The organism is Bradyrhizobium sp. AUGA SZCCT0222 (genome assembly GCF_018130205.1).
Classification (GTDB): Bacteria; Pseudomonadota; Alphaproteobacteria; order Rhizobiales; family Xanthobacteraceae; genus Bradyrhizobium.
The window spans coordinates 1-25733 of record NZ_JAFCLX010000046.1 but is presented as its reverse complement, the minus strand read 5'-3'; the positions used below and the strand labels follow the sequence as shown (position 1 = coordinate 25733).

The window sequence follows — 25733 nt, the reverse complement described above, 5'->3', positions numbered from 1 at the left end:
CGACGCTACGGGCTTATGCGGAGCGCGATTTGAACCAAGTGCCGACGAACTCATTGAGAACGGCGGCGGTCGCCAACGACTAGGAGATGCAAGCGGTGCGCAAGATCGAGAACCAGTGCTTTTTGCTGTTGCTGGTCGCGGTCACGCTGGGGTTTGGCTGGGTCTTGTTGCCGTTCTATGGCGCCATTCTTTGGGCCATCGTCGTTGCCGTCATTTTTGCGCCGCTGAACCGGAGATTGCAAAGCAGGATGCGAGGGGGGCCGAATCTGGCCGCCGCGGCGACGGTGGTGATCGTGCTTGCGATGGTGATTCTGCCCTTGGGCCTGATTACAGCCTCGCTGCTGCAGGAGGCGTCGACCCTCTTCGCCAAGGTGCAGTCCGGGGAGTACAACTTCGCTGCCTACACTGAACGGGTGTTCGCTGCCCTGCCGGCCTGGATGACCGGTCTGCTGGATCGCTTCAACCTGACCGATCTGGGCAAGGTCCGCGACAGCTTGGCAACCGGGCTGGCTAAGGGCGGACAGGCGGTTGCGCCGCAGGCGCTGAGCATCGGCCTGAACACGTTCGAATTCATCGTCGGGCTCGGCATAATGCTGTACCTGCTGTTCTTTCTGCTGCGCGACGGCCAAGTGCTGGCGCGGCGGATCAAGCAGGCCGTTCCGCTCCGCACCGATCAGAAGACCGCTCTGTTCGGCCGCTTCGCCGATGTCGTCCGCGCCACAGTAAAGGGCAGCATCTTGGTCGCGATCGCGCAGGGCGCATTGGGCGGGCTGGCGTTCTGGTTTCTGGGAATTCACGCAGCCTTGCTGTGGGGTGTGTTGATGGCCTTTCTATCACTAGTGCCGGCGATCGGAGCAGGTCTTGTCTGGGTGCCTGTCGCGATCTACCTCTTGGCCACCGGAGCGGTGTGGCAAGGCGTCAGCTTAATCCTGTACGGAGTGCTGGTGATCGGGCTAGTGGACAATCTGCTGCGTCCGTTCCTGATCGGCAAGGATACCAAGCTGCCGGACTATGTCGTGCTGATCTCCACGCTCGGCGGTATCGAAGTGTTCGGCCTCAACGGTTTTGTAATAGGACCGCTGATCGCAGCGATGTTCATGGTGACTTGGGAAATCTTTTCGGCATCGGAATCTGCATCGCCGCCGCCGTAACCGTCGGGCGCAAACTGGCAGGGAAGGATACGAATTTTGAGTGACCAACACCCACAGTCGGCTACGAGAGCTATGCACGGCGGGCAGGCGTCAAAAGCACCTTGCCGGCGGCGAGGCACTGACTAGCGCTAGACAGACCGTGGACATTTATATCAGCCAGGAGAAGGGGGCCTCAACAGTTGCAGCCTGTGCCGTCGCGGTCACTCAGGCGTGCCGACTGATACGGAGCGCAGAGCAACATCAGGAAGAGCGCCCTATCAGCCTGGTATTTGGCAGCGGGTCGACTGCCCTCCGAACCGAGCATAACGACCTGCCCTTCGGTGGTGCACAAGCACCATCGCCATACGCGGCGGCGCTTTTTCAAGAGCAGCTCAAAAATAGGAAATTCCTCGGCATTGCGATTGTTCATTAGCCCTTGGTCTTGTGTCGTTCGAACTCGTCGTAGGTTCAAAGGTTTACAGCAAGTCCGGCAGAATTGCATAACGTCGGATGATCTTGTCAGTTCCTAAGGTGTCGTAACAACCTGGGGCGTGCCCTTTTGAACGGAGCATGTGCAAGAAAAAACAATTTGAAACTTAAAACAGTGGGGTGTATTTCTTCTCGCCTTGGGCTCGATCTCTTTGGCATCCGGTGCTCTGTACGTGCCACAATCTAAACTTTATCGTGTCTTTCAGTCCAACCAGAGCTTGAAGCGGGAAAGTGCCTCGCTTCCTTTTTTCCAATTCGACTATTGGTCAGTGATAAATGTCATTCAACAGCAAGATCGCGCTCTTTATCGATGGCGCCAACCTCTACGCAACCGCCAAGACCCTCGGCTTCGACATCGACTACAAGGGCCTTCTCAAGGAGTTCAAGAGCCGCGGGACCCTGGTGCGGGCATTCTACTACACCGCGATCATCGAGGATCAGGAGTATTCCTCGATCCGCCCGCTTATCGACTGGCTCGATTACAACGGCTACACCGTCGTCACCAAGGCGACCAAGGAGTTCATCGACGCCAGCGGCCGCCGCAAGGTCAAGGGCAACATGGACATCGAGCTCGCGGTCGATGCCATGGAACTCGCCGAGCATGTCGATCAGATCGTGCTGTTCTCCGGCGATGGCGATTTCCGCTCGCTGGTCGAGGCGGTGCAGCGCCGTGGCGTCCGCGTCACCGTCATTTCGACGATTTCGAGCCAGCCGCCGATGATCGCGGACGAATTGCGCCGCCAGGCCGACGTCTTCACCGACCTGGTCGAATTGCAGTCCAAGCTCGGCCGCGATCCCGCCGAGCGGCCGGCCCCGCGCGAGCCGCGCCGTCACGCGCCGCAATTCCTGCAGCGCGCCACGACCAGGGCACCACGGGGCGGAGACGACGACCTGGACGATTGAGCGGCTGGCCTAGGCGGAGGAGGCGGAGTGGGCGGTCAGTCGCCGGCTATAGGGTTAATCCCTCTTAAACGGGACCACGTCGCCGTCGGCCGCCTTGATGACAGCCTTGGCCATCTCGGTGGGACATTTAGCCTTGGCCAGCGGCGAGGGCTAAAGGATTGACGGACCGTGGAGGTCATTTTTGCCCAAGGTACAAAACCCTAAGCTTCCTTATTCCTGTCAACCAGCGGTCAACCGACTGTCAACTTAGTCAACCTTGTCAACCTAACTTTTTTCAACTTGCGGCTACCGAATGGCCGGGGTGCGAATTACCCGCGGTCGGCTGGACTGCCAGAGGGACCCCAAGGTTTAGGTGAAGCCCAAGCGTTTGCGCTGGGCACTCCAGTCCGTGGGTAGTGGCTTCAATAGGGATTGCAGCTCAAGTGTCCTTGGCTGCCGCCCGTCCAGGATAGCCTCGATAATATCGGGTGCCAAAAGGGTCAACCGCAGGATGCGGCACAGATAGGATTCATTGATTCCTTCTGCCTTTGAGAGCTCGGCGGCAGAATCGTACTTGCCGGTTTCGATCAGCCGCCGCCAACGGTGAGCTTTCGCGACGGCTTTGATCAGGCTATTCGCAAAGCGAGTGGCCGTCGGCTGCCAGTTGTCCGCGCCCGCCGGAACGATAATCTGCTTACGGCCACCGCGCTGCATGAAGGCAACGGGGATGGAAATGACCATTACACCATCCTCAACAGTTTTTCTGGGTTTGGCGGACTTCCTCATGCGGCCGTGGCCATGTCGACGGCCAAACCTTTCATCTCCGTCACCAGTGACGTGAAGCCAGCGATCACGAGATGCACGTCGACCTTGGTCGGGAAGACCACCACCCGGTCGACCAGGAGGCTCGTGATCCGTTGCTGCTCAGCCGGGAACAGCTCGTCCCAGACCTCGTCGAAGCTCACCAGCACTGCGCGTACCTCGTTCTCAGTCAATTGCGATGGGGTCCCACGTAACTGCTTCCACGTTGCCACGATGATTTCGGGAGAAGCGACCATCCGCCTCAACTGGCCGACCACGATCTCTTCGATCTCGCCTGCTGGCACACGCATGGAGGGGGTGCCAGCAGGCTCCCCGGCCTTAATGAGCCGCTGGCTGATGTAATAGCGATAGAGCCGACCCTTGCGACGGGTATGGGTCGGCGACATCGCGGCGCCAGTCGCGTCGAAAATGAGACCCTTCAACAGGGCAGGGGTCTGCGCTCGACTATTCGCACCCCGTGCGCGGGGGCTTTCTTGGATGATGGCATGCACGCGGTCCCAGAGCTTGCGGTCGATAATAACCTCATGCTCGCCGGCATAGGCAGTGCCCTTGTGCACGGCGTCGCCGACGTAGGTCCGGTTCTTGAGGATCCTGTAAAGCACGCCCTTATCGATTGCTTGGCCGTACCGGTTGCGGACGTCCTTCTGCCGCAGCTCATGTGCGAGGAGGGTGGCGGACTTCAGGACCAAAAATCGCTTAAAGATAGAGCGGACGGTCGCGGCGTCGGCCTCGTTCACCACTAGTTTGCGATCCCTAACCTCGTACCCGAAGGGGGCCCAACCGCCCATCCACATCCCCTTCTTGCGGGAGGCCGCAAACTTGTCGCGGATGCGTTCGCCGATGACCTCCCGCTCGAACTGCGCAAAGGTCATCATGATGTTGAGGTGCATCCGCCCCATGGCGTCGGTCGTGTTGAAGGACTGCGTGACGGAAACGAACGTTGTCTTATGACGCTCGAAAAGCTCGATCAGCTTGAGAAAGTCGAGCATAGACCTGGAAAGCCGATCGATCTTGTAAACTGCCACAACATCAATCCTTCCGGCCTGAACATCCGCCAACAATCGCTTGAGGGCTGGGCGTTCGATCGTCCCACCGGAAACACCACCGTCGTCATAGCGGTCGTCAACCTGGATCCAGCCTTCCGCACGCTGGCTCACAATGTAGGCCTCACAAGCCTCCCGTTGGGCATCGAGCGAGTTGAACTCCATCTCCAGCCCCTCCTCGCTGGATTTGCGGGTGTAGACAGCGCACCGGATTTTCCGAACGATTGGCCTCATCGCGCCGGGCTCCGCTGTGCCTTCAATCCGAAGAACACCAGGCCATTCCACCGGGTGCCGGTGATGGTGCGGGCGACCGCCGACAGCGACTTGTATGGGCGGCCCTGGTATTCGAAATCAGCGTCGCGTACCACCACCTGGTGCTCGACGCCTTTCCAGTTACGGATCAGCCGGGTGCCAGAAATAGGGCGATCGCCTAGAGCGCGTTTGTCGCCTTTCAGGCCCTTGACTGGCAGATCGCCAGCGGCGGCTTTCAGACGGCGATGCACGTCGGCCGATAGGCCGCCATGGGTCATTCCTGAAGGCGGTAGGCCAGGCGGCTTTCCAGGAAACGCCGATTGGCGGCGGTTCGGTCCCGAAGAGCTCCCGCCAGCGGGCTTTTAAAGCGCCGGCAGGGGCTAATTTTAGGGTCGAAATCTGCGCTAAAATGCCATCAGGCATCGATTATTCTCCGTTTCGAAGACGTTCGATGTCCGCTCTGACCAGCCAAAATGTCGAGTGAACTCTCTCCGCTCTGATCGGATAATTCTCTTGCCTTCCGGGCCTGAATACGGCTGACGGCCAACGCTAACAGCTCGGCGATTTCTTGGAGGCTATCGTCTCGGTCAAGCATACTCATTTTGCCAGACCATTCAGTCCGCTCAACAGGTGGTCGAGACACCGAAGAATAAGCCTCAAACCGCCGCCAGCGCTGTGCAATTCGGCTTCCGTAGCATCAGACTTCATCTGATCCGTTATAGCGTCCAGAATTTCTCCAAAGAGTTTGGGGTTTGATGCCAGCATGTTCGTCAACTCCGCCGTCCAACGGCGTTCGGCAGAATCAATGGCAGCTTCGGCCGAGCTAGATGTCGTTAGCCGAGGCATCTTGAACCTTGGAGGAAGGCCAGAATTTGGGTTGCTGGCAAGCTGTCTTGGCCCAGCGGAATCAGAGGCCGAAATTGAATCGGCCTTGGGGTAGGTTTTCTTTGTTATGTTAATTGAAGAGGTTTGGTCGACAACTTTGCCCTCACCAAGAGGGCAATTTTGTCCCTTCAAATGTGACATGAATCGCGCGGTACGAAGCAACCCGACTACCGCCCATTGCGACCTCCAAAGGTTCTGCTTCTTACGAAAAAAAGTCCAACAAGGACTATAGCTGTTTCGATGATTGTAACCGCCGTGTCGGGTCCGAACGACGTACCCTTTTTTGACCAGGTCGCGAACAGCGCGGATTATCGTGCGGCGGTCGACACCCAGCAGTGCCGCCAATCTCGCAAGTGAAGGATCGCAGCGGCCGGTGCGTCGATTGAAGTGCTCAATCAACGCTGCGGCTACACGACGAGAAGTTGGTGAGAGGTCGTCGGATAAGCAGATGACTTTGAATGCAATGAGTGAGTCTGACGGGCCGTTTGCCATATGCTAACCTCGCATCATTTTTCGGCCGCGATGCAAGGCTGGGCATCAGGCTTCGATAATCAAAGCCAAAATGCCCGAAGTGCGGTGGACCCTACCTGGCCAACCCGCCGGTGCATCACCTCCGTTAAGAAGTGGATCTGCACACCAGGTTGATTCGGCCCTCGGCGTCTCGGGACGGAATTCGGACGGCGGAACTTTATCCGTCTCGTTTGGAAAATATGACCGTTGGTCGCCCCTGTTCAGAGCGTAGGTTTAGCCGGTATCGGCCTCTGCCCACTTTTTCGATCAATTCAGGCCACTTAGGATGTCGCTTGAAGAGGTCTGAGATTAGGCCGCATTGGGCCTCCTGCTGGATTTCTGTTTCGTACCGCCAGTGCTGAGGGTCAAACACAGCTTGGTGCAAAATTCGAACGACCGAAGCCTGCAGTGCTCCCAGCTCAAACTCAACTCCGCGCATCACGACAAAGCTGTAGTCATCGGTGTACTGAAATTCTTGAACGAGAAATTCGTCCAAGTAGAACTGGCCGTCGACCGTAATTTTGATCCAGGGAGGGACCGGTCCGTATAGCTGAATGTCATCGTAGTCAGAATTAGGAAAAAGTGGTCCGTATGGCCAAATTTCTCGAATACGATCAGTGGAGATGAATTCGTAGGTGCTCGCACCCACCGCGTTTGCTCGCTTTGCACGAACGTAAAGATTGCCGGACAGGCATTCGCGCCAGATGGCACTGATCAGAAGGCCTCTCCATTCAACGTAGTCGATATAATTTAATTGGGCTTCGATTTCGGTTTTTCCGCGACGTTGAGCAGTAAGCCTTATGGTGTCGAACGCTCGCACTCGCTCAGGAGGAAACCAGATCCTATAGGAGTCCTCGAGCTTAATCCCTCCGATTTGGAGGAGAGAAGGCAGCGCATGGTCACTCCAATGCTCAAACAGTACAACCATGAATACGACGCTCCACGAATCATGAGCCTACTCCGCCACAATTTTTCGCGGTAGGGTACCTTTCCTTCAGGCGCGATCGAAAAGGTCCACAATTGAGCTCTCGTTGAAATCGTCAGCGAGATCGGCATGTTCGGGAGGGATCCGTCGGTTTTGCTGGTGCCCGGCTCACTTAAGGGCCGACATTGCCGCCAATCATGGATGGCCGCTTTGGAGTTGCTGGAACGGCGCGAGGCCGCCTTTAATGGTCCAGATTCCAAGCCGTTTAATCGATTCCAAACCTCGTGCTGCAAGTATGAGGCCTGCTCGAATGTGGCGACGTCGAGTTGTTAAGCTAAGGTGTTAAGCGCGTTAAGTTTGTTAAGGTAACTTTTGCGTCGGCGGCTACCGGGAATGCGGGGTGCGAACTACCCACTATCCCCAAAGCGGCCGAGAGGGACCCAACGCAGACCGAGTGCCGGCGCTGAGCCCGCAAACCCCTAGACCGGTATTAACCGCATTCATCGCCTGCACGCGCGGCTCAACATCTCTTAGGTATGTGGTAGTTCGCAAGAATTCGATTTCGGTCGCTTCGTCGGCCTCGTCAACGTCGATGTACCAAGACCTCGGCGCCGCCCCCGGACCAGCTTCCGCTGCTCGATCTGACCATGGATAATTATGACCGGGAAAGCCCTGGCGATCCTGAGCCCCTTAGAGGGAGGGTAGCTTAAGATTTCTAGAATGACATCGGTCTGCAGTACGAGAGCCGTTCGATGCGCCCGTTAGTCCAGGCCCCGAGCAAGACGGTGCCGCACGGGCTACGGGTCACGGCCGCGGCAATTGACCATCGTAATTGAAGCTAACTATTTAGCTGCTTGCTTCCCCGGCTAAGCGTCCATACGGCGTCTCAGTTCAATGCTATCCGTCCCTTTCGATTGCATTTCTCACATGGTGCGGGATAGATTTTTCGGCCGGGCTGGACTGGCTGCGTTACCGGGGCAAATCCGGTGCCACCGCATGCTGGACATCTAATCTCAGTCGGCTTCTTCGGTAGGTCTTTCACGGACGGCTTTTTCATCGCAATCTTTCAAAGCAAACCGTCGGCCGGAGCATGTTCGGCCGACGTGGGTCCGGGAAATGTCCGGTGCTTTCAACCTACCCGGCCTTCGCGCATCCGCAACCAAAGTCGTTCATTAGGCTTGATGCGCGCGATGCTGGTTAAGGCTCCCGTGCTTTTACGGGCACGAAACGGCGTTGCCGTCCTTGTCGACGCTGCGCGCCACGATCTTCAAAGCGTGCCCGCAGCCGACGTCACGCTCCTCGTCGGTTGTTAGTATCACCGACATGGCCCTCGGGTGAAGCGGCTCGACGACCACGTTCGGCGCGGTCGTCAGGAAATCCTAGACGAGGTCAGGGCCGGGGATTGGCTTTTGAGTTGGTGCCCGTCGCCTTCGAGATGCAAAAAGTGCGTCAACCAGCGGCTTTATTTTCGGCCAAGTTCCGCCCCGATTAGTGACCTAGACTTTGGTACTACCATAACAGGGGGGACAAAATGAAAGCAGCTGATTATGCGCGCATGGCGGAAGAGTGTTCACGGCAAGCCGACGTGATGCCACCAAGCCCAGAGCGTGATGCTCTGATCGAGAAAGCCCGGCAATACCGGTCCTACGCCAAAATAGATAATTGGGTAGCTTCCAAGGAGCTACGGCCACCCGGGTAGTGCGATGCTGGTAGCGCCGGATCGGGGAGAATTTTGGTTAACGCTTCCCTGATATGGTCTGGATCGTCGCGGAACTGTTTCGCGTACCGCTACCATGGTGCTGCTTGCAATCATCGAAATCACGAGTCCCATGGAGGCTCGACGTTGCCGCTATGCCCAATACCGAGGCGAAAAGGCGGATTGCCGGTCACGGGAATGATACGTTCAGTCCAGAAGTATAGTTCGAACGGTTCGAGGCGTTGGTTGTCTTGGTGGTATCCAAGCTAGGCTTGGCCGCCTAGCTTCGCGCCGCGGATGACTGACCGCAATCGTGATGGGCGCAAGCAGAGAACGTCAATCGAACGTCGGATAGATAATAGTCTGGCCGTTCTCGCACTTTGCAACGTTGATATCCATAAATCCGAGGCTAAATTTCTGCGTTCTAATGCACACGACCAGATTGTCTTTGCCACCGTTGACGGCATCCAGTTCATCCGTTGAAAGCACACGCTCCTCAGACTTGGCCATTGCCTTTACTCCTATTTGCCGGCGCGGGATGTCGCCTGTATCGGCACTTTTATCGAGTTTAGATCGGTGAAGCTGTGATGCTAATCACGCCGAGGAAGCTCCGTGCGTCAAAAAGAGGCGGCGGCCTACATCATGGCGTTGCAACGTAATTTTCTTTTCCTATCTCCGGACGGGAACCTATAGCGATTCTCCGCGTAACGGTTGAGGGCGCACTGGAGGCAGCTATGAACGAGGCCATTGCCGTTCTGGTAGTCGATGATGACACCTCTATACAAAGTATCGTTGAAGAAACGCTGAGCGATGGAGGCTTTTCACCCACGGTTGCTTCAACAGGCGAGGAGGCGGCAATACTATTGAACGCCAATAGCTACCGCGCGATTGTCATCGATGTTGCATTTGGGCGAGACCGTGTGAGGGGTTGGTCGGTCGCACGGCGAGCCAGGGCATTCAATCCGGCATTGCCTGTCATTTATATCACAGGAGGAAATGCCGACGAATGGGCAGTGGAAGGCGTGCCGAACAGTATTTTGCTGACCAAGCCGTTTGTGCCGACGCAGCTCGTGACCGTAGTTTCGCAGCTCCTGAATGCCGGACCCGGGCCCATCGCTCCCGAGACAGCCAGATGAGGCTGACCAACTAGCCACTGAAGCGGCAGAAACTCGCCGCTCGATGCGATAGTGGCGTGCGTATTACTAAACGATTATCGCTGAAGAATTTCAAGCGCCCCGGCCTCTCATCGATTGGCTCGACTATAATAATTTCGCAGTGCGTACGAACTCAATCAAAGAGTTCGATGATGGTGAGGGCCGGTGCAAATACAAGCGCAATAATGGTATCGAACTTGCGGTCGATGCTTTCACTGCATTCGCCTGCGCTGCTGCAACATAAAAACAGCAACTATGTTGCTCTTGTTGACGCTACGACCAAACCGCATACGGTGGTATGCCCTTTGGTCATGGAGCGCGTGATTGCATATCTGAGAGTTTCTACGCAACGGCAGCATCGCTCTGGCCTCGGCCTTGACGCTCAGCGAGCCACCATCGAGCGCTTCGCTGCCAATGAATCCCTCACAATTGCTGGCGAATATATCGAAGCTGAAACCGGGAAAGGAGCGGACGCCCTGGACAGGCGCCCGCAGCTGGCCGCGGCGCTGGCTGCAGCAAAGGCTGCGAAGTGCAGCGTAGTTGTCTCCAAACTCGACCGCCTATCGCGCGACGTGGCCTTTGTGGCCGGTCTTATGGCCCAGCGGGTGCCATTTATCGTGGCCGAATTCGGCCGAGATGCAGATCCCTTCATGCTGCATCTTTACGCGGCTCTGGCCGAGAAGGAACGGCGCATGATCTCGGAGCGGACAAAGGCGGCCTTGGCTGCAAAGAAGGCGGCGGGAACGGCTTTGGGCAATCCGCGCAATTTAGCGCAGGCGGGCAATCTCGGCCGAGCGGCCCTGATCGAAGGCGCGGATCGGTTTGTCGAGAGCTTAGTGCCTGTCGTCCAGGCCGTGCGGTCTGAAGGGGCTACGACCCTGCGAGCAATCGCGCAAGCGTTGAACAGGCGGGGGTTTAAATCTCCGCGCGGCGGCGCATGGCATCCGTCATCGGTTGCCAATCTCTCGGCCCGGTCTGATAGCTTTTTATAGGCGGGAATTTCAAGCTCAGCAAAGGACGCCTCAGTTCCTTCCCGGAGCTGGGGCCGTCTTCTGATCGTCGCTCTTCAAAGCTTGACGCACGTCCCCGAACGCACAAACCAGATAGCGCGGCCCTCGAACCACGCTGAGGATGAGAGCTCAGGCTAACCAAAATGCTCGCCAGCTCGGCTAGGGTTTTTGCGTGTTCATGAGTGACGGTCAACATTCCAGCCCGGATCTCTGCCACAATTAAAATGTCCACTACCCGCCTTTTAACATCCCTTGCAGATACTTTTCACCTTTGCATCGACCTTAGCGTTCTCTTGGCTAATCACCGCGTCAGCGGGAATGGATGGGCCGCCTGGCGTTACCGTACCATCGATGCGGCCAGTGCTTGTGCCGCCAGCTCTGTTACCTGCCGTTCCCGTTGTAACAGAGCCGCGAGGTGCGGAGTTTCTCCCGCCAGCATTTCCAGGCGAACCTCCAGAATTGGCGGTCCCCACCGTATTCGTGCCCGGTGCATTCGGAGCTGCAGCAGCATTAGCCGCCCCACTGGGGTCGTTCAACGAATTGTTGAGACCCGCAGGATTCGCGGGCCCGTTCGGTGCGCCGCTGATGGCCGAGCTCCCAGCTCCAGCGGAGCCTGCGCTAGGGGCTGCAGTTCCGGGACTGGTCCCCACAGACCCTCCCGAAGCGCCGCCGGCAGACGCGCCGCTTGACGAACTGCCCCCAGCGGACCCTCCGCCCGAGCTTCCACCGCCGCCTCCGCCTCCACCACCTTGAGCAAATGAGGCAATGGGCGAAAGCACAAGAGCTGTAATGAGTAATTTGACGGGGAGGCGTATCGACATAGCCAATCTCCTTCTCCACACCACAATCAATTGGGGGAGGGGTTGTTCCTATTTCCCGAAAAGGCGCCATACCCGCCGATGCCCCATAGAGGGCTAGACGTCATACCGCAGCGAATTTTAGACGGCCGGCCGCTTTCCCTTTTTCTTCAACAAATCATTCAACGCCTCGATTGCCAGTGCATTAAGCGTGGTATCCGTCTCAGCAGCTAGCATCCGCAGCGCTCGCCAGCCGTCCAGGTTCATCGGGATCAACAACGGGCACGCCATAGAGCGATGAGGTAGCGACGTTCTCGCCGGAAGAGTGAATGGACAAGGTCGGTAGGAAGAGGCCATAGCTGATGGCGTTGGCCCGATATCATCGTCCCGTCCCGGCAGTTATCGATGACCGATAGTGATACCGTTACCTGATTTTCAGGGTTGCCCTCCGCCATCGAAAAAGGCTCCGGCGAACCGGCGCCAAGGGAAACAAACGTAAGGCAACTGGGGTATCAGACGTAAGGCACGCCGTAGTACTCGTTTACGGACCGCGTACGGTTCGCGTCGGCCCAGTTCCAGTTATCATCGTTGCTATATTTCGGGGCGCCTTCGATTTTCGCCGGAGCAACGCTTGTCACGTACCCTTCCAAAGTGGTGTCATATTTCAGCGACTGCCAAGGGAGTGGATAGTGGTCGTCACCGATGCCAAGGAAGCCGCCGAAGCTCAGTACCGCATAGGATACTTTCCCGCTCACCTTGTCGATCATCACACGCTCGATCGAACCGATCTCCTTACGGTCGGCGCTGTACACCGGGGTCCCTTCAACTTTGTCGCTGCCAATAAGGCTGCCTGTTTCTCGTTCTTCCATGTGCGTCTCCATAGTCAGATACGGGGAAACTGGTTTTTCAGCAGTTCGTTCCTGAGGTTGTCGATTTGCCGCACTCGGCGAAAGCGATTGCCAACACTCGCGCTGCTGTCTGCATAATCAGCATGTGAACGGAGCATTAGCAGCAGGACCGATCGGACGAATGCCAGTCGGCGAGAGCAACCAGTCCTGCATATGCGCGGCGGAGCTTCACTGTTTGGCCACGCAGGAGCTTCTGGCTTACAGCGGGGAGAATGCGGCACGCGTGCGAATTGACGGGCCAGCCGTTATGCTGGAACCGAGTACGGCTCAGGCTGCTGCAATCTCCTTGCACTAGCCCGCGACCAACGCGGCAAAATACGGATCGCTATCGGCAGCGGGTGGTCACGTTGAAATCTCATGGACCGTCACAGCAGGCGGAAGGCTCAGTTTGCGCTGGATCGAGTCGGGTGGACCGACCGCCACGCCCCCCACTGTTGTTGGCACCTTTGAGACCTGCTCTATTGGAGTGGACCGGGAGTCATCTCCGAGTGATAAAAGCGTCGTTTTTGACCCACACCGGACTTCAGTGCCGTGGCAAGCACCGAATGCGTTCGGCTCTTTCGAACACGTTCCAGATTGCCCCCGCCACGACGTGAGATAATTACTTCACTCCACCGGGCAGCCATCCTACGGCCTCGACGGTGCGGCTGTACGGTCGCTCGCTGCAGGGGCGCAGTAGCCAAGGATGCCTGTGATCGGGTTCCTTGGTGCCGCTTCTCTCGACGCCCGCTTCCTCGCATACCGCACCCTCGCAGCAATGATCGGCGTGGAGAGTGTTTTTACGATAGCTGACGGTCATTCGATGATCTCGTCAGCGAGGATGGTAATAGAAGATGAGAAAGTGAGACCAAGTGACTTCGCCGCTTTCAAATTGAGGACGAGCTCAAAACGCGTCGGCTGCTCGGCTGGAAGATCGGCAGGCTTTGCTCCCTTTAAAATTTTATCGACATATGCGGCTGCTCTGTGAAAGTGCGCCACTAGACTAGGACCGTAGGCCATTAAGCCGCCGGCCTCGACGAAATCGCGCTCCGGAAAAATGCCCGGAAGGCGGCGGTTGACCGTGAACGCGCCGATGGGTTTGGCCAGGCTTAGGAGCATTCCGTCCGGAAGCGTCATGACTACTTCCGGCCACCCACTGGCCATTTGCTCCAATGCCATGGGCAGATTGTCAGGCGTTTCTACCGGAATGAACCGAACCTGAACTCCCATTTTGCGTGCGGCAACCTCGGTCTCTTTGATGTTCGTCTCAATTGTTGCCCGGTTCGGGTTGTAGAGGACGGCCATTGACGCCACTCCGGGCACGACGTCTGTTATGAGTTGAATCCGCTTGGCGGTGATCTCCTCCGATTGCAGCGAAAGGCCCGTGGCATTGCCGCCGGGCCTAGCAAAGCTTGCGAACACACCCGCTCCGACCGGGTCAGAGGCAATGGCCACAACTATTGGAATTGTCTGCGAAGCCTTCTTCGCCAATATCGCTGCCGCGATGCTCTCTACGACAATAATGTCGACGTTCTGCGCCAGAACTTCATTCAAAAGTTCGGGCAATCTATCAGGTTGCCCCTCGGCATAACGAAATTCGAGGACGATGTTCTTTCCGTGTTCGTAGCCGAGTTCCCGCAGTCCGGTGATGAAAGCCTTAAACATATGCGAGGACTGCGACACTGCGAGCGTCACTACGCCTATCTTCCGAGTTGCGCTCGAAGTCGCCTGCGCTCGAGCGATTGGTCGGGGAGCGAGCGCCAAGAGGATAGGTGACGCCGCCGCGTAGCCGAGGCGGATGAGGAGTTGGCGGCGTCTCAAGGGTTACCCCCAAGGCTCGGTCCAATATGTCGAACGCTATCACGTCCAGCCCGCGTCGGGGACTAATTCGCTTCAAGATCATGCAATCGGCAAATGTTCAGCCGTTGGACGATGCGGTCGATTGTAGATTTCGAGCATGGCGCGCGACAGTCGACGAGCTGCGCGAGCGGACTCGTTCAAGGCTTGGAGGTTCCTCGACGAGTCCGCAACCGCCGCCGCTGCCGGTTTCCGGCATAGGGAAGCTTACCCTTCATTCCAGCTTCGTCTGCACATTAATGGACACAGAGAAGCGAGAACCTGCGCTGTGTGGCAATTGAGTTACCGTAGTTTGCGCTGTTCTCGGTATTTAATTTCGACGACCGATTTCCGCACTGAACTGGGCATCGTCTAACAACCCACCCCCTTTGCGCAAAGACCGCCTTGCCTAATTCGAGTTGTGTTCACAAATGGACAGAACTCCAGCCCGTGCGCGTGCGTTAGTCGTCGGTCAGGAATGGCTTGCTTCTCCGGGCTTACAGCCGCCATGGTGACAACGACGCTCGCAAGCGCCTGTGGTTCTCCGACCGTGAACAACGTTTCCCGTGTGGCTTGGCGGCTCGCGCCACTGAAGCTCGGTGGTATAATCGACCATGGAGGCAGTCTGGAAACTCAGCCCATGCGCGCACTTGAGATACTTGCCATCTACGTTACGCCTTTCCTGCTCATAGGGACCAACGCTGCCGACCCACTCAGAGACGAGACGGGCATATTGGCGCGTTGTCATGCTGCGGTTAGGACCGCAATGGCCGGCGAACTAGAACTCGCCGGGCCGCTTGCCGGCGATCTTTAGATAGTCGTCGACCGCCTGGCGGGTTTGCTCGCTCAATTCAAATCTGACAGGCCGTCCAGTTTTCTTTTTCCGGACAGTCGCGCGATCCGCCGTGTATCCGCCCGCGGCGACATCCTCGACCCGGTTAGCGAGGACATCACAGCCGCGAAGCTTGCTGTCGATTGCCAGATTGAACATGGCGAGATCGCAGGCGCGCCTTCGTTCGGATCGAGCAGACATGTTTGGGTCGTAGCGGCGGGTTCGCCCCGGTCAGCTTGCCCTTGTTCCACGGCGCTCGCTTGGGGGCGGGGTCGCATTCATTTGATCTTGCATCGCCAACTCCTCGGCTCAGTTAAAAAGGCAAGAAGCACGAGTCATCGGGCGTTGAAATCAGGCCGCCTTTCGGGTCAAAGCGGACTTCGGGTTCAGGATAAACGACTTGTAGCGTTTGACCCTTATGTGGACGTGATGCTCTTGCCGGATACCAGCGCAGATAATGGCTGAGGTGATTTTGATCGTAATCATTTTGCGGCTCCGGACCAGACAAATTTCGATCATCAAATGCTGCTTAAATCCCGCATGATCCCACCTGTCGGTCAGGAATCATCAGACCACCCGGCTGTTTCACCGTGTCTTCGCGGCGTAGAAAAATGGCTTCGTCGGGAGGGGCAATTGTGTCGTCCCAAGCCGATCACGAAGGGGCTTCACGGATTGTGAGCACCAGCGGGGTCAAAGCTTTCTGATGACGGCCTTGGCCGCGTCGCCCGCAGCATCTTCGGAACCCGAATCCAACGGCGTCACGATGCTCAATATTTCCTTCCCGTTTGTCCGAGAAGCGATGCAGGGGCGTCGGTCTGTTCGCGTTATCGAGGCGCGCCACAAACCCGGCTGTCGCTGAAAAGTGGTGATGGAGTATTTCGCTGGGTCGGCCATTCCAGGCTCCTTGTTAAACGTCGAGGAAGGTCTCCTGAAGACGCTCTCCCAATTGATTGATTTTGTTAGTGCTAAAGTGGGGGCTTGAGCCACCAACCTCCTGCTTTCCATTCATAGGACAGACGAGCAATTACACTTTAGTTGATTTGTCCTGAGAATGGCTATGGCCGTTCCCACGCCTTGGTTCGACTATGCTATTCGGTATTCCGGGTCTGTCGCATAGCGCTCGGAATCGTCGAACCGGCTGAGGATTTCCTAGAACCCGCCTTGAGTGCGTGCCACGGAAACAACCGCTACCAGCAGAGCGAGACCGCCTGATAGCGCAGCCCAAGCGATCGCATTGAACTGAGCTTGCGCTCTGTCCGACGTTCTGCGCAAAAAGTCCTCGACGAATCCGTTCATCGGGCGCTCCTCATTTAGTGGGATGATCCGGAGCGTGCATATGCCTCGAGGGGTCCGTGGCGATGTGATCTACATCACTAACGATGAGCGCGGACCAAGAAGTCTGTCGAAAAGCTGACAGTAACTTTCGGCGGGAATGGTTCCCGCCGCTATTATTCAACCGGCAGCGGAATCCTGCGAGGAGTGGGGGCGTCCCGGTCAAAGGCCAATGCGGTGCCACGCCCGCGTGGCTTTGGTCATCAGGACCGCCAACGGATGTGTAGACAGCTTGGCTGAGCAGGTTCTATGTCCGGCCAAAGCTAACGATTTAGTTTAGTTAGTTTTTAGATTTTCGGCCGAGGCTCGACCGATGATCGAGCGCCGAACAACGCCCAGACACGAAGTTCATAGAACAGGAACCATTGAGTTCGCTGGTAGAACGGTCAACTGCACTATCCGAAATATATCTCCAATGGGCGCGGCGCTAGAAGTGGCGCGCGCGTGTTCAATTCCGCACGAGATCACCTTGCTGATGGCTGATGGTCATCTCAGGCAACATTGTTACGTTATTTGGCGCAAGCCGACGTGTGTAGGCGTAACGTTCGACCGCCTGAGTGAACCGGACCTTGGGAGCTGAGCAACGAGCGGAAATCGATATGCGCCTAGGATGAGCTCAGTGATCCCAACTCTCGTCGCCACCTTGGCGATGTCGCCCTATTGGCACCTCTGGACATGCCAGTATATCCTGAGAATGCCCGTTCACCGGGATAGACCGGAAATCGCCGTGGTCCGGTCAAACCGACGCGAATGACCCATTTCGGACGGCGGCACTCAATCGGAGCTTTGCGCGAGTTCGACCAGCCAGACGTTGGGGGTTTCTCATGTTGACTCTCGGCTCGCGTGCACGAAGGACAGCCCGTTATTGACCGTTTCGACATCAAGACCCGCGGCGACGGCGAATGAGTTGGCAATGGAATCCAGTTCGTGCCGTGAAATCACGTCCTCAATCCGGACGAAGCCGTTTGGCGCTCGCTCTTCTACCAGTTGCATGGCGGCCTCCGGCCCAAAGCTGCGATTGCGCAGCGTTATGTCATTCATGACGGGCCGGCGTGTCGTGTCGTAATGCTGTAGTGCCTCGACCGGATTGGAAATTGCGCTCAGCGCAGCTGTAAGCAACCGTGCATCTAGGATCGCCTGGGACCCGGCCTGGCTGCCGATTGGCTGCATCGGATGGGCGGCATCGCCGAGCAGGGTGACGCGGCCGCATGTCCATGTCGAAACGGGGTCGCGGTCGACCAGCGGAAATTCAAAAATATCCGGCGACTGCTCGATCAGCGCCGGCATATCGAGCCAGGGAAACTTCCACCGGCCGAACGCCGCCAGCACCTTGTCCCTTGTGACACGCTTGTTCCAGTCTTCCCGCGGCGGTGCCTCGTCAGGCACGGTCATCTGGCAAAGCCAGTTGGTGAGCCGTTTGCCGCTCGCAGCACGGGCAACGGGATAGGCGATGATCCGCTGATGGAAATGTCCGGCGATGGCCATCGTCCGGCCGTCCAGGAAAGCTTCGGCCTCGACGGCGGCGCGCCACATCAATTGCCTGGCGAAGCGCGGACCGGCTTCGGTGGGATGGATTTGACGCCGAACCGCGGAATGGATGCCGTCGGCGCCGATCAGGACATCCGCTTCGTCGATCACCTCCGTGCCGGATTCTCGATCGCGGAAGCGGCCCCGGACCTTTCGGCCAATTTGCTCGAACGTCGTGAAGGTCAGTCCGCTACGGAAATTTTGGCCGATGCGTTCGCGCACGGCCCTTAGCAACAGGAACTGCAGACGTCCGCGATGGATTGAATATTGCGGCCATCGATATCCGGCCGCCGTCCCTCTGGGCTCGCTGTGGATCAACTGTCCGAACTTGTTGCACAGGTTCAGCCGTTGGGTGGCGTTGCCGGTCTCGGCGAGTGCATCGCCGAGCCCGAGGTCGACAAGTTCGCGCACGGCGGCCGGTTGAAGGTTGATGCCGACCCCGAGCGGCGAGAGATCGCGCACCGTCTCATAGACCCGGACATTGATGCCGGCCTGATGGAGGCTGAGTGCTAGGCTCAGCCCGCCAATACCGCCTCCGACGACGATGATTTCCATCTTCTTCATTTCGCCGCGACGCGGGGATCCCTGACGTTGCTGAAGGTCACGAACTCGACGTTGCGCAGTTCGCCCTCCACCTTCTCGACTTTCCGGATGTAGATGTTGTGGACGACTTCGCCGGTTGCGCGGTCGATCGACATCGGACCGCGCGGGCTCTCCCAGGTGCTGCCCTTCATAGCCGAGACCAGCGCCTTGCCGTCCGTTGCGCCGCCGGTCTTTTTCAACGCCTCATAGATTACGTGCATGCCGTCGTAACCACTCGCCGCCATGAAGTTGGCGCGAGCATGGTTGTCTTTCTGGTATTCGTCGGCGAAAACCTTGTTCAAGGCAGACGGATGCGCGGCTGAGTAAAAATGTGCTGTGACGGCACCCAGCATGGCGTCGCCCATGTTCGAAAGCGCCTCGTCGTCGGTCAGATCGCCGGGCCCGATCAGCTTGATGCCGGCCTTGTCGAGGCCGCGCTCCGTGAATTGCTTGGCGAAGGTGGCGGCCTGGACCGACGGAATGAACACGAACACGGCTTGCGGTGCCGCGTCCCGGACCCGTTGCAGGAACGGCGCGAAGTCGGGGTTTCGCAACGGGACGCGGATCGTTTCCGTGATCTGGCCGCCGCCGGCCTTGAAGTTATTGGCGAAGGTCTCCTCCGCCTCAAGTCCGGGCGCAAATTCCGTCACAAGGGTCACCGCTTTGCCGAGGCTGTTCTGGATTGCCCAATCCGCCATGATGGCGGAGGATTGCGCCAGCGTGCCGCTGGTCCGGACGAAGAAGGGCGATTTTTCCACCACGGCCGTCGTGCTCGAAATCATGATGACGGTCGGCTTCCGTGCTTCGGTCAGCAATGGCGCGCTGAACAGCAGATCCGCCGTCAAACCGCCGCCAATGACGTCGACCTTTTCGTTGACAACCAGTTCCTGAATGAGCCGCTTTCCGGTTTCACCGGATGAAGCGCCGTCCTTGACGATCAGCTCGATCCGCTTGCCGGCCACGGTATCGCCGTGCTGCTTGATGTAAAGGCGGGCGCCGGAGATCACTTGCAGGCCTGCACTTGCCAGCGTCCCGGTCATCGGCATCACCATGCCGATTTTGACCGTATTCTGTGCGTTCGAACTGCTCGCGGTAGCGGCCGTCACGCCGAGTATTGCAATGGTTCGGGCGATAGATCTGCTCAACATGGCCGTCCTCCGTAAAGGTTGTCGGTGCTGTTTCGCGGCGTTGGTATTCCTGAAATGTTTGGATGGCTTGAATGTTGGTTGAATTGTTGTCGCCAAATGCTGTAGTTTGGAAGTTCGATTTTTCGACATCCCTGTAGCCTCCAGACTAAGGGTCGAAGAATGGACTGGTCAGACCGCGTCGGCCATCGCGTCCGTTTGCGCGACCTTCACATCGTGCTCGCGGTGGCGGAATCCGGCAGCATGGCGAAGGCGTCCGCCATGCTGGCCATCTCGCACCCCGTTGTTTCTAAGGCGATTTCCGAACTGGAGCAGACGTTGGGCGTCAGCCTGTTCGACCGCAGTTCCCGGGGAGTCGAGCCTACGCCATATGGAAGGGCGTTGATCGAGGCAGCCGCCAACGTGTTCGACGAGATGCGCCAAGGGTTCAAGCGCATTGAGTTCCTCGTCGATCCGACGGCCGGTGAACTGGCCGTCGGCTGTCCCGAAATCATCCTGGCCGGTGTGCTGCCTGCGATCACGGAGCATTTTCTTGGGCAACACCCCCGCGTGCAATTGAAGGTCATCCACGCCGATACGGCGTTGATGCAGTTTGACCAGTTGCGCAAGCACAACGTCGAACTCCTGATCGCGCGAATGCCGCGGCCGTTCGTCGATGAAGATCTCGTCTCGGAGCCGTTGTTCGACGAACCCTTCTCCGTGGTGGCGGGGATCGACAGCCAATGGGCACGGCGTCGCCAGATCGAACTTGCCGAGCTTGCCGGGGAAGCCTGGGTACTGCCGCCCCCCGACAGCGTTCCCGGGGTGCTGATCGCCGAGATTTTTCGCGAGCATGGACTGCGGCAACCGCGCGCGGGCATCCTCACTCTGTCGGTTCAATTGACGACGACCATGATTGCTACCGGGAGGTTTGTCGGGCTGCTGCCGAGTTCGGTGGCGCGGTTCAATGCCAGGCGTGTGGGGCTCAAGATTCTGCCGGTCAAGGTGCCGACCGTACTGGGCTCGGTCGTCGTCATCACGGTGAAGAAACGCACCCCCAGTCCGCTCGCCCAGATATTCATCAGTTCGGCGCGCGCCGTCGCAAAATCGATCTCGGATGCGATATAGTAATGTCTGCGTTTGGGCCCGCGGCAGTCTGCTCGCTCATCAATCAGTATGTCATTCGCCGGCGATGAGCTGTCGCATACTGCGCAGGTCGAAAACGATGTCACCATCTCGGAAGTGTTATTTAGGCAAGGTCGCTCAGAGGTTCTTCAACATCAGGCCGGCCAAGGGTACGCGCTACACCTATGAAGCGACCTTACCTGAAGGGAGTTCGTGCCGTTGGACTCGTACCTTATAATCCAAGGCGCGTAGATAGCGAGGCAGCCGCGTAGGTCACAAGCAAATTACAGGGCGCCAGAAAATAATGTAATGGATAATCCTGTACCTCAACACCCGGCAGCTATCAGTGAATAAAAATACCATAAATTGCAATCACGTAACTGGTGTGACCAGCGGTTTACGCAACCGTAGGCCGCTAGACGCTTGAAGTCTGTAGCCAAGTTGTTCGTCGGGACAGCGACAACGCGTAGCCGCCAGCCGAAATGCCGCGCGATTGTTTCGACCTTCTCGCGCTCTTGCGATCGGTAGCCATGAATCTCCTACGTATAAGCACCCAGAAGCACGATCTTCTCATCGCGGCTTTTTCCGCTGACTAGCTTGCACAGCAGATCGCGCAGCTTGATCACCGGCGTGACTCCAATTGGCCTCAGCCCTTCATCTCACCGACGCAAACACATGGAGCTTATTCACGGCATCCAGTACAAGCCGGGCCGCGATCGAAATGTCCGTCGATGCGTTCGTCGTGAGACGGCCAGGAAAAATCTTGTGGCGGCGATTAGTTCACCTCCACGGTCCCTTCATCAGACTTCTCCGAATTTCTGAACAGTCATCAAGCGCAAGAAACAATCACCCGGGCTGGCAAGCGAGCTGTGCAGCTATCCGCCAATGCACCTCGGGCTTTGTTTTTTCCGGACGGGCTTGCAGTCGCTCATGGAGGCTTTCCTCTGACGGACCTTCACGCAAAGCTGCAAGAAACCGTTCATTCGAATGATGCTTCATGCTCGTCGGACTTTGTATGGGCAAGAGCCCATCCGACGGCTGCCAAGAGCGGACATCAGCTCCTTTGAGAATATCCCTTCGGGCAATGCGATCCTTAATCTCCTGCAGCATCGCGAACAGTATGTTGAATGAGAGACCATACTGATGCAATTTGACTTTCAACATATGCGGTCGATGAGAGGCTGCTGTCATAGGGTTCTTTTCGTTCAGGAGTCATGCCCACGACTCCGCGAACCAACGCACTACCGCTTCAATCACGGGCCCTAAGCTAGTCTAAGCGTGCCGATGGAACCGTCAACCCTGGCCGATGTTTTAGTTGATTGATAGGCCAAGCTCTGTGATTCTGCTAGGGATGGCTATTGAGGCTTATAGTTGAGTGTATTCGTAATAGACGCGGACCAGGACGTAAATGAGCTGATCCGCAAGCTTCAGGCGCGCGAGTCGGAGCTCGCTCTCATTCATCGGATTGCTGGCATTGGTGGAGTTGAAGTTGACCTGAGGGACGGATATCGCAATCGGAGGTCTCCAGAATACCTAGCGATCCACGGCCTCCCCCCAACAGCCACTAATGAGTCTCATGAGAGTTGGGTTGCGCGTATACATCCCGAAGATCGGATACGGACAGAACAGCAATTTCTGGATGCGTTGGCCGATGCGACCCAACTCTACTCGGCGGAATACCGCATCGTTAGGCCAAGTGACGGTCAGACGCGATGGGTACGCGTTGCGGCTCAAATAGAACGTGATTCGGATGGTCGACCCGTTCGCTTAATTGGCGCGCATTTCGATGTGACGGACTCGAAACTTGCGGAACGTATTCTGAGGGAGAGCGAGGAGCGCTTTCGGTCAATAGCTAATAGTGCACCTATTCCAATGTGGGTTACTCAGCTCAACGGCGAACGGTCCTTCGTGAATCAAGCCTATTCTGACTTCTTCGCACTCAGCCACGACGAGGCGCTAAAGCTTGATTGGCGCAGCCGTGTGCACCCGGACGACGCTGCCCAATTAGCAGAGCCCGAGCAGTTGCGGACACTGGTACCGAACTCCACTTCTGCCTCCGGCAACCCCTTCCCAGTTCAAATAAGAATCGCTCGGGGAAATGGCGATTGGCGATGGGTAAACGCTGTCTCCCGGCCCAGGTTCGATGAGCATGGGCATCACATAGGATTTATCGGCGTCGCACACGACATCACCGCAGAGAAGCAGGCGGAGATTGAACTTCGCGCGTCCGAAGAACGTTTTCGGCTAATGGCGGAGAACGCACCTGTGATGATTTGGATCAGTGACGAGAAGGGTAACTGCGTTCATCTCAATCAGATGCTTCGCGAATTCTGGGGCGTTTCCGAAAAGGAGGTTGCAGCATTCCAGTGGAGCAACACGCTGCATCCCGAAGACAAAGCCATCGTGATCGATGAAGTCGCGTCCGCTATAGAAAAGCAGAGTACGGTGTCGCTGAAAGCTCGTTACCTCGATGCGAAAGGACGCTATCGTACACTCGAAGCACGAGCGCATCCGCGATTCTCCCCGCTTGGCGAGTTTTTGGGAATGATCGGGGCAAATGTTGACGTCACCGAACGGCAGGAAGCTGAGAAGGCTCGGGAGCTACTCGTGGACGAACTCAACCATCGCGTCAAGAACACCCTATCAGTGGTTCAAGCGATTGCGCATCGATCCTTCAATAAGAACGTAGACCCGGTCTTGGCGCGGCGTGCCTTTGAAGGACGGCTCGTTGCACTGGGGCAGGCGCATGATCTGCTCACGAATGCAAGTTGGGAGAACGCCTCGTTGGCGGAGCTTGCTGAGCTGACCCTCGACTCGAAGGGCGCAACCGCAGGTCAAATTTTCCTCACGGGACCGACGATTTTGCTGTCGCCGAAACAAGCCGTTTCTCTTGCGATGGCTTTTCATGAGCTGTGTACGAATGCGAGGAAATACGGAGCGCTTTCTACCAATGACGGCCAGGTCCACGTTGAATGGAAGCGAATACACGGTGCGGAGCCGCAAGTCCACATACTCTGGTCTGAAACGGGTGGACCTCCGGTTTCTGTGCCGACACGACGCGGTTTTGGATCTACGCTTCTCGAACGCACCTTAGCTGAAGATCTTGACGGACAAGTAACCGTCCAATTTGACCCGATAGGGCTTCGCTGCTCGATAGCCGTTCCCATTCCTTACGCTGCCGCCCGTGAAAGCTCGTTACCTGTAGCTTCTGCTTGGTGTCCTAAGACGTAATGCGCTCCCGAAGAAACCAACCCTGGACCGAAGATGACAGCCAGCGTCTCAAGGCGCTTGTGGCAAGCGGAGCATCGGCTGCGCGCGCTGCCGCCATATTCGGCCGGTCGATCGATCACATTCGCGAACGAGCCCGGAAGCTTGGCACACCCTTCCCATATGGACATTGGTATCACGCGCGGTGAGATCGACTATGTCGCCTCGAACCATTCGATCTCGCCCGATCCCTTCCCTTGGACGTCTGATGTCGGCACCCTAAGATGACCGCCATTGGCACTTTTGAGACATGCCGACCGGCCGTGACTATGTCCGCTTCCCGGGGGAGACCGGAAGTCGCCGTGGTCCGGCCAAACCGACGCGAATGACCCCAACTGCGACATCAAGGCTGATCGCCTTTGGGGCGAGAGGGGTGTCATTTGTCTCGCTGGCGGGTCGCAAAGTGCTAGGCTCGAGTATCGCACGAAGCTTTTCCAGGAGGCACATGCAACGCCGCGATTTCATCGCGATTCTTGGCGGCACAACGGCGTTTTGGCCGCTTGGCGCACGCGCACAACAATCGCCGGAACGTGTTGCGCGCATCGCCTTTTTGGGACCAGGAAGCTCATCAACCGTCAGCTCGAACCACATAGATGCCTTCAAGCAAGGACTACTTGAGAATGGCTTGGTGGAGGGACGTAATCTCACCGTGGACTATGTCTGGGCGGATGGCCGAGCGGAGAGATTGCGCCAGCTCGCAGAGGACCTTGCGAAGCGTAATTTCGATATCATCGTGACTGTCGGTGCACAGCCGGTGCTCGCGCTGATGGCAACACGAATGGCAACGCCGATCGTTTTCGCTATCGTCGGAGACCCGATTGCAAGTGGCGTTGTAAAGAGCCTCGCGCGTCCGGGGGGTAGCGCGACTGGTCTGTCTATGTCGAATGCTGATCTGGAGACCAAACGCATCGAAGTGCTTAAGGAAGTTGTCCCGGCTGTTACGCGGCTGATGATATTGCACCATTCGAGCATTCTTCCCGCCACGGTGGCGGAGGCAGTGGCTGCGGCCCGTGCATTGGCAGTCGAGCCGGATATCGTCGAAGCAAGCTATCCTGACCAATTTGAGGAGACGTTCGAGCGGGCAATCGGGCGCGGCGTCAATGGGATGGCGACGATGGCTTCGCCTTTCCTGAATTTTTGGCGCACGCAGTTGATCGAGCTCGCCACCCGTCATCGCCTGCCCTCGGTTTGGGAAGCGGCTGCTTATGTGGGTGATGGCGGGTTGCTATCGTATGGGCCGAGTTTCCCGGATATGTTTCGCCGGTCTGCGGGATATGTTGCGAAGATCCTGAATGGAGCCAAGCCCGCCGATCTACCAGTTGAGCAACCCATCCGGTTCGTACTCGCGGTCAACCTCAAGACCGCGAAGTCGCTCGGCATAGCTGTCCCGCCGACGCTTCTTGCTCGCGCCGACGAGGTGATTGAATAAAGATGCTATTTGCTGCAGTGCATGAGTCCGGTTGTGGCACGAAGCGGAAGAGCCGAGCCGATCTGGCGATGTCCGTTGACGAGGGTAGACCGGAAGTGGCTGGCCGACCGTCAAACCGACGCGATTGATGTAGTGGACGACGCCCGCTCCAGGCATCGAATGTGCCAAAGGGGTGATCGTTGAACAACGAATCACCG

General features: G+C 57.4%; 20 protein-coding genes and 1 pseudogene. 9 read left to right on the top strand and 12 right to left on the bottom strand.

The window, feature by feature from the left end:
* Nucleotides 1-95: 95 nt before the first annotated feature.
* Together JQ629_RS29340 and JQ629_RS29335 are read left to right on the top strand one after the other, a co-directional pair.
* On the top strand, nucleotides 96-1151 hold the full coding sequence (locus JQ629_RS29340; protein ID WP_212415569.1) for an AI-2E family transporter: 1056 nt from the start codon (nucleotides 96-98) through the stop codon (nucleotides 1149-1151).
* Nucleotides 1152-1895: 744 nt separating this feature from the next.
* Entirely contained in the window at nucleotides 1896-2522 is a 627-nt protein-coding gene (locus tag JQ629_RS29335) for a LabA-like NYN domain-containing protein (RefSeq protein ID WP_212415568.1), read from the top strand.
* Nucleotides 2523-2870: 348 nt separating this feature from the next.
* Here the strand turns inward: JQ629_RS29335 and JQ629_RS29330 are convergent, their stop codons facing one another.
* The 6 genes from JQ629_RS29330 to JQ629_RS29305 all read right to left on the bottom strand — a co-directional run bounded on the left by JQ629_RS29330 (nucleotide 2871) and on the right by JQ629_RS29305 (nucleotide 9144).
* Entirely contained in the window at nucleotides 2871-3242 is a 372-nt protein-coding gene (locus tag JQ629_RS29330; RefSeq protein WP_249135353.1) for a hypothetical protein, read from the bottom strand.
* Between the two features lie 41 nt (nucleotides 3243-3283).
* Nucleotides 3284-4600: a recombinase family protein gene (locus JQ629_RS29325; RefSeq protein ID WP_212415566.1), complete on the bottom strand. Its 1317-nt coding sequence runs from the start codon at nucleotides 4598-4600 to the stop codon at nucleotides 3284-3286.
* Nucleotides 4597-4896: a DUF2924 domain-containing protein gene (locus tag JQ629_RS29320; protein ID WP_249135352.1), complete on the bottom strand. Its 300-nt coding sequence runs from the start codon at nucleotides 4894-4896 to the stop codon at nucleotides 4597-4599. The genes JQ629_RS29325 and JQ629_RS29320 overlap by 4 nt, the downstream gene beginning before the upstream one ends.
* Before the next feature lie 319 nt (nucleotides 4897-5215).
* Complete coding sequence (locus JQ629_RS29315) at nucleotides 5216-5995, bottom strand: helix-turn-helix domain-containing protein (protein WP_212415565.1); 780 nt, start codon at nucleotides 5993-5995, stop codon at nucleotides 5216-5218.
* Between the two features lie 196 nt (nucleotides 5996-6191).
* Nucleotides 6192-6941, bottom strand: a complete 750-nt coding sequence (locus JQ629_RS29310; protein WP_212415564.1) for a hypothetical protein — start codon at nucleotides 6939-6941, stop codon at nucleotides 6192-6194.
* Between the two features lie 2029 nt (nucleotides 6942-8970).
* The gene (locus tag JQ629_RS29305; RefSeq protein WP_212415563.1) at nucleotides 8971-9144 is read right to left on the bottom strand and encodes a hypothetical protein; all 174 of its coding nucleotides are present in this window, start codon (nucleotides 9142-9144) and stop codon (nucleotides 8971-8973) included.
* 224 nt (nucleotides 9145-9368) lie between these two features.
* On the opposite strand from JQ629_RS29305, the gene JQ629_RS29300 reads away from it, so the two are divergent.
* From JQ629_RS29300 to JQ629_RS29295, 3 genes and pseudogenes are all read left to right on the top strand, one after another.
* Nucleotides 9369-9770, top strand: coding sequence for a response regulator (locus JQ629_RS29300; protein WP_212415562.1), 402 nt, complete (start codon nucleotides 9369-9371; stop codon nucleotides 9768-9770).
* Between the two features lie 85 nt (nucleotides 9771-9855).
* Nucleotides 9856-9999: pseudogene (locus tag JQ629_RS37985) on the top strand (LabA-like NYN domain-containing protein); the annotation flags it as partial.
* Entirely contained in the window at nucleotides 9995-10780 is a 786-nt protein-coding gene (locus tag JQ629_RS29295; RefSeq protein WP_349631341.1) for a recombinase family protein, read from the top strand. The pseudogene JQ629_RS37985 and the gene JQ629_RS29295, both read left to right, overlap by 5 nt.
* A 956-nt stretch (nucleotides 10781-11736) precedes the next feature.
* On the opposite strand, the gene JQ629_RS37980 is transcribed toward JQ629_RS29295, so the two are convergent.
* The 4 genes from JQ629_RS37980 to JQ629_RS29280 all read right to left on the bottom strand — a co-directional run bounded on the left by JQ629_RS37980 (nucleotide 11737) and on the right by JQ629_RS29280 (nucleotide 15351).
* Complete coding sequence (locus JQ629_RS37980; protein WP_502753434.1) at nucleotides 11737-11832, bottom strand: ribbon-helix-helix domain-containing protein; 96 nt, start codon at nucleotides 11830-11832, stop codon at nucleotides 11737-11739.
* Nucleotides 11833-12107: 275 nt separating this feature from the next.
* Nucleotides 12108-12476, bottom strand: a complete 369-nt coding sequence (locus tag JQ629_RS29290; RefSeq protein WP_212415561.1) for a PRC-barrel domain-containing protein — start codon at nucleotides 12474-12476, stop codon at nucleotides 12108-12110.
* An 822-nt stretch (nucleotides 12477-13298) separates the two neighbouring features.
* Nucleotides 13299-14177, bottom strand: coding sequence for an ABC transporter substrate-binding protein (locus JQ629_RS29285; protein WP_212415560.1), 879 nt, complete (start codon nucleotides 14175-14177; stop codon nucleotides 13299-13301).
* 919 nt (nucleotides 14178-15096) lie between these two features.
* On the bottom strand, nucleotides 15097-15351 hold the full coding sequence (locus JQ629_RS29280; protein ID WP_212415559.1) for a site-specific integrase: 255 nt from the start codon (nucleotides 15349-15351) through the stop codon (nucleotides 15097-15099).
* Between the two features lie 1444 nt (nucleotides 15352-16795).
* On the opposite strand from JQ629_RS29280, the gene JQ629_RS29275 reads away from it, so the two are divergent.
* Nucleotides 16796-17062, top strand: a complete 267-nt coding sequence (locus tag JQ629_RS29275) for a PilZ domain-containing protein (protein ID WP_212415558.1) — start codon at nucleotides 16796-16798, stop codon at nucleotides 17060-17062.
* Nucleotides 17063-17304: 242 nt separating this feature from the next.
* Here JQ629_RS29275 and JQ629_RS29270 read toward each other — a convergent pair whose 3' ends face one another.
* Nucleotides 17305-18573 (bottom strand): flavin-dependent oxidoreductase, encoded by a 1269-nt coding sequence (locus JQ629_RS29270; protein ID WP_212415557.1) that lies wholly within the window; start codon nucleotides 18571-18573, stop codon nucleotides 17305-17307.
* Nucleotides 18570-19739: an ABC transporter substrate-binding protein gene (locus JQ629_RS29265; RefSeq protein ID WP_212415556.1), complete on the bottom strand. Its 1170-nt coding sequence runs from the start codon at nucleotides 19737-19739 to the stop codon at nucleotides 18570-18572. The genes JQ629_RS29270 and JQ629_RS29265 overlap by 4 nt, the downstream gene beginning before the upstream one ends.
* Before the next feature lie 159 nt (nucleotides 19740-19898).
* Between JQ629_RS29265 and JQ629_RS29260 the strand changes: the two genes are divergently transcribed.
* The 3 genes from JQ629_RS29260 to JQ629_RS29250 all read left to right on the top strand — a co-directional run bounded on the left by JQ629_RS29260 (nucleotide 19899) and on the right by JQ629_RS29250 (nucleotide 25536).
* A complete protein-coding gene (locus tag JQ629_RS29260) occupies nucleotides 19899-20843 on the top strand; it encodes a LysR family transcriptional regulator (protein ID WP_283815962.1) in 945 nt (314 codons plus the stop codon).
* Between the two features lie 1368 nt (nucleotides 20844-22211).
* On the top strand, nucleotides 22212-24071 hold the full coding sequence (locus JQ629_RS29255; protein WP_212415554.1) for a PAS domain S-box protein: 1860 nt from the start codon (nucleotides 22212-22214) through the stop codon (nucleotides 24069-24071).
* Between the two features lie 481 nt (nucleotides 24072-24552).
* Nucleotides 24553-25536 carry an ABC transporter substrate-binding protein gene (locus JQ629_RS29250; RefSeq protein WP_212415553.1) on the top strand — a complete coding sequence of 328 codons (984 nt, stop codon included), beginning with the start codon at nucleotides 24553-24555 and terminating at the stop codon, nucleotides 25534-25536.
* The last annotated feature ends 197 nt before the right edge of the window (nucleotides 25537-25733 follow it).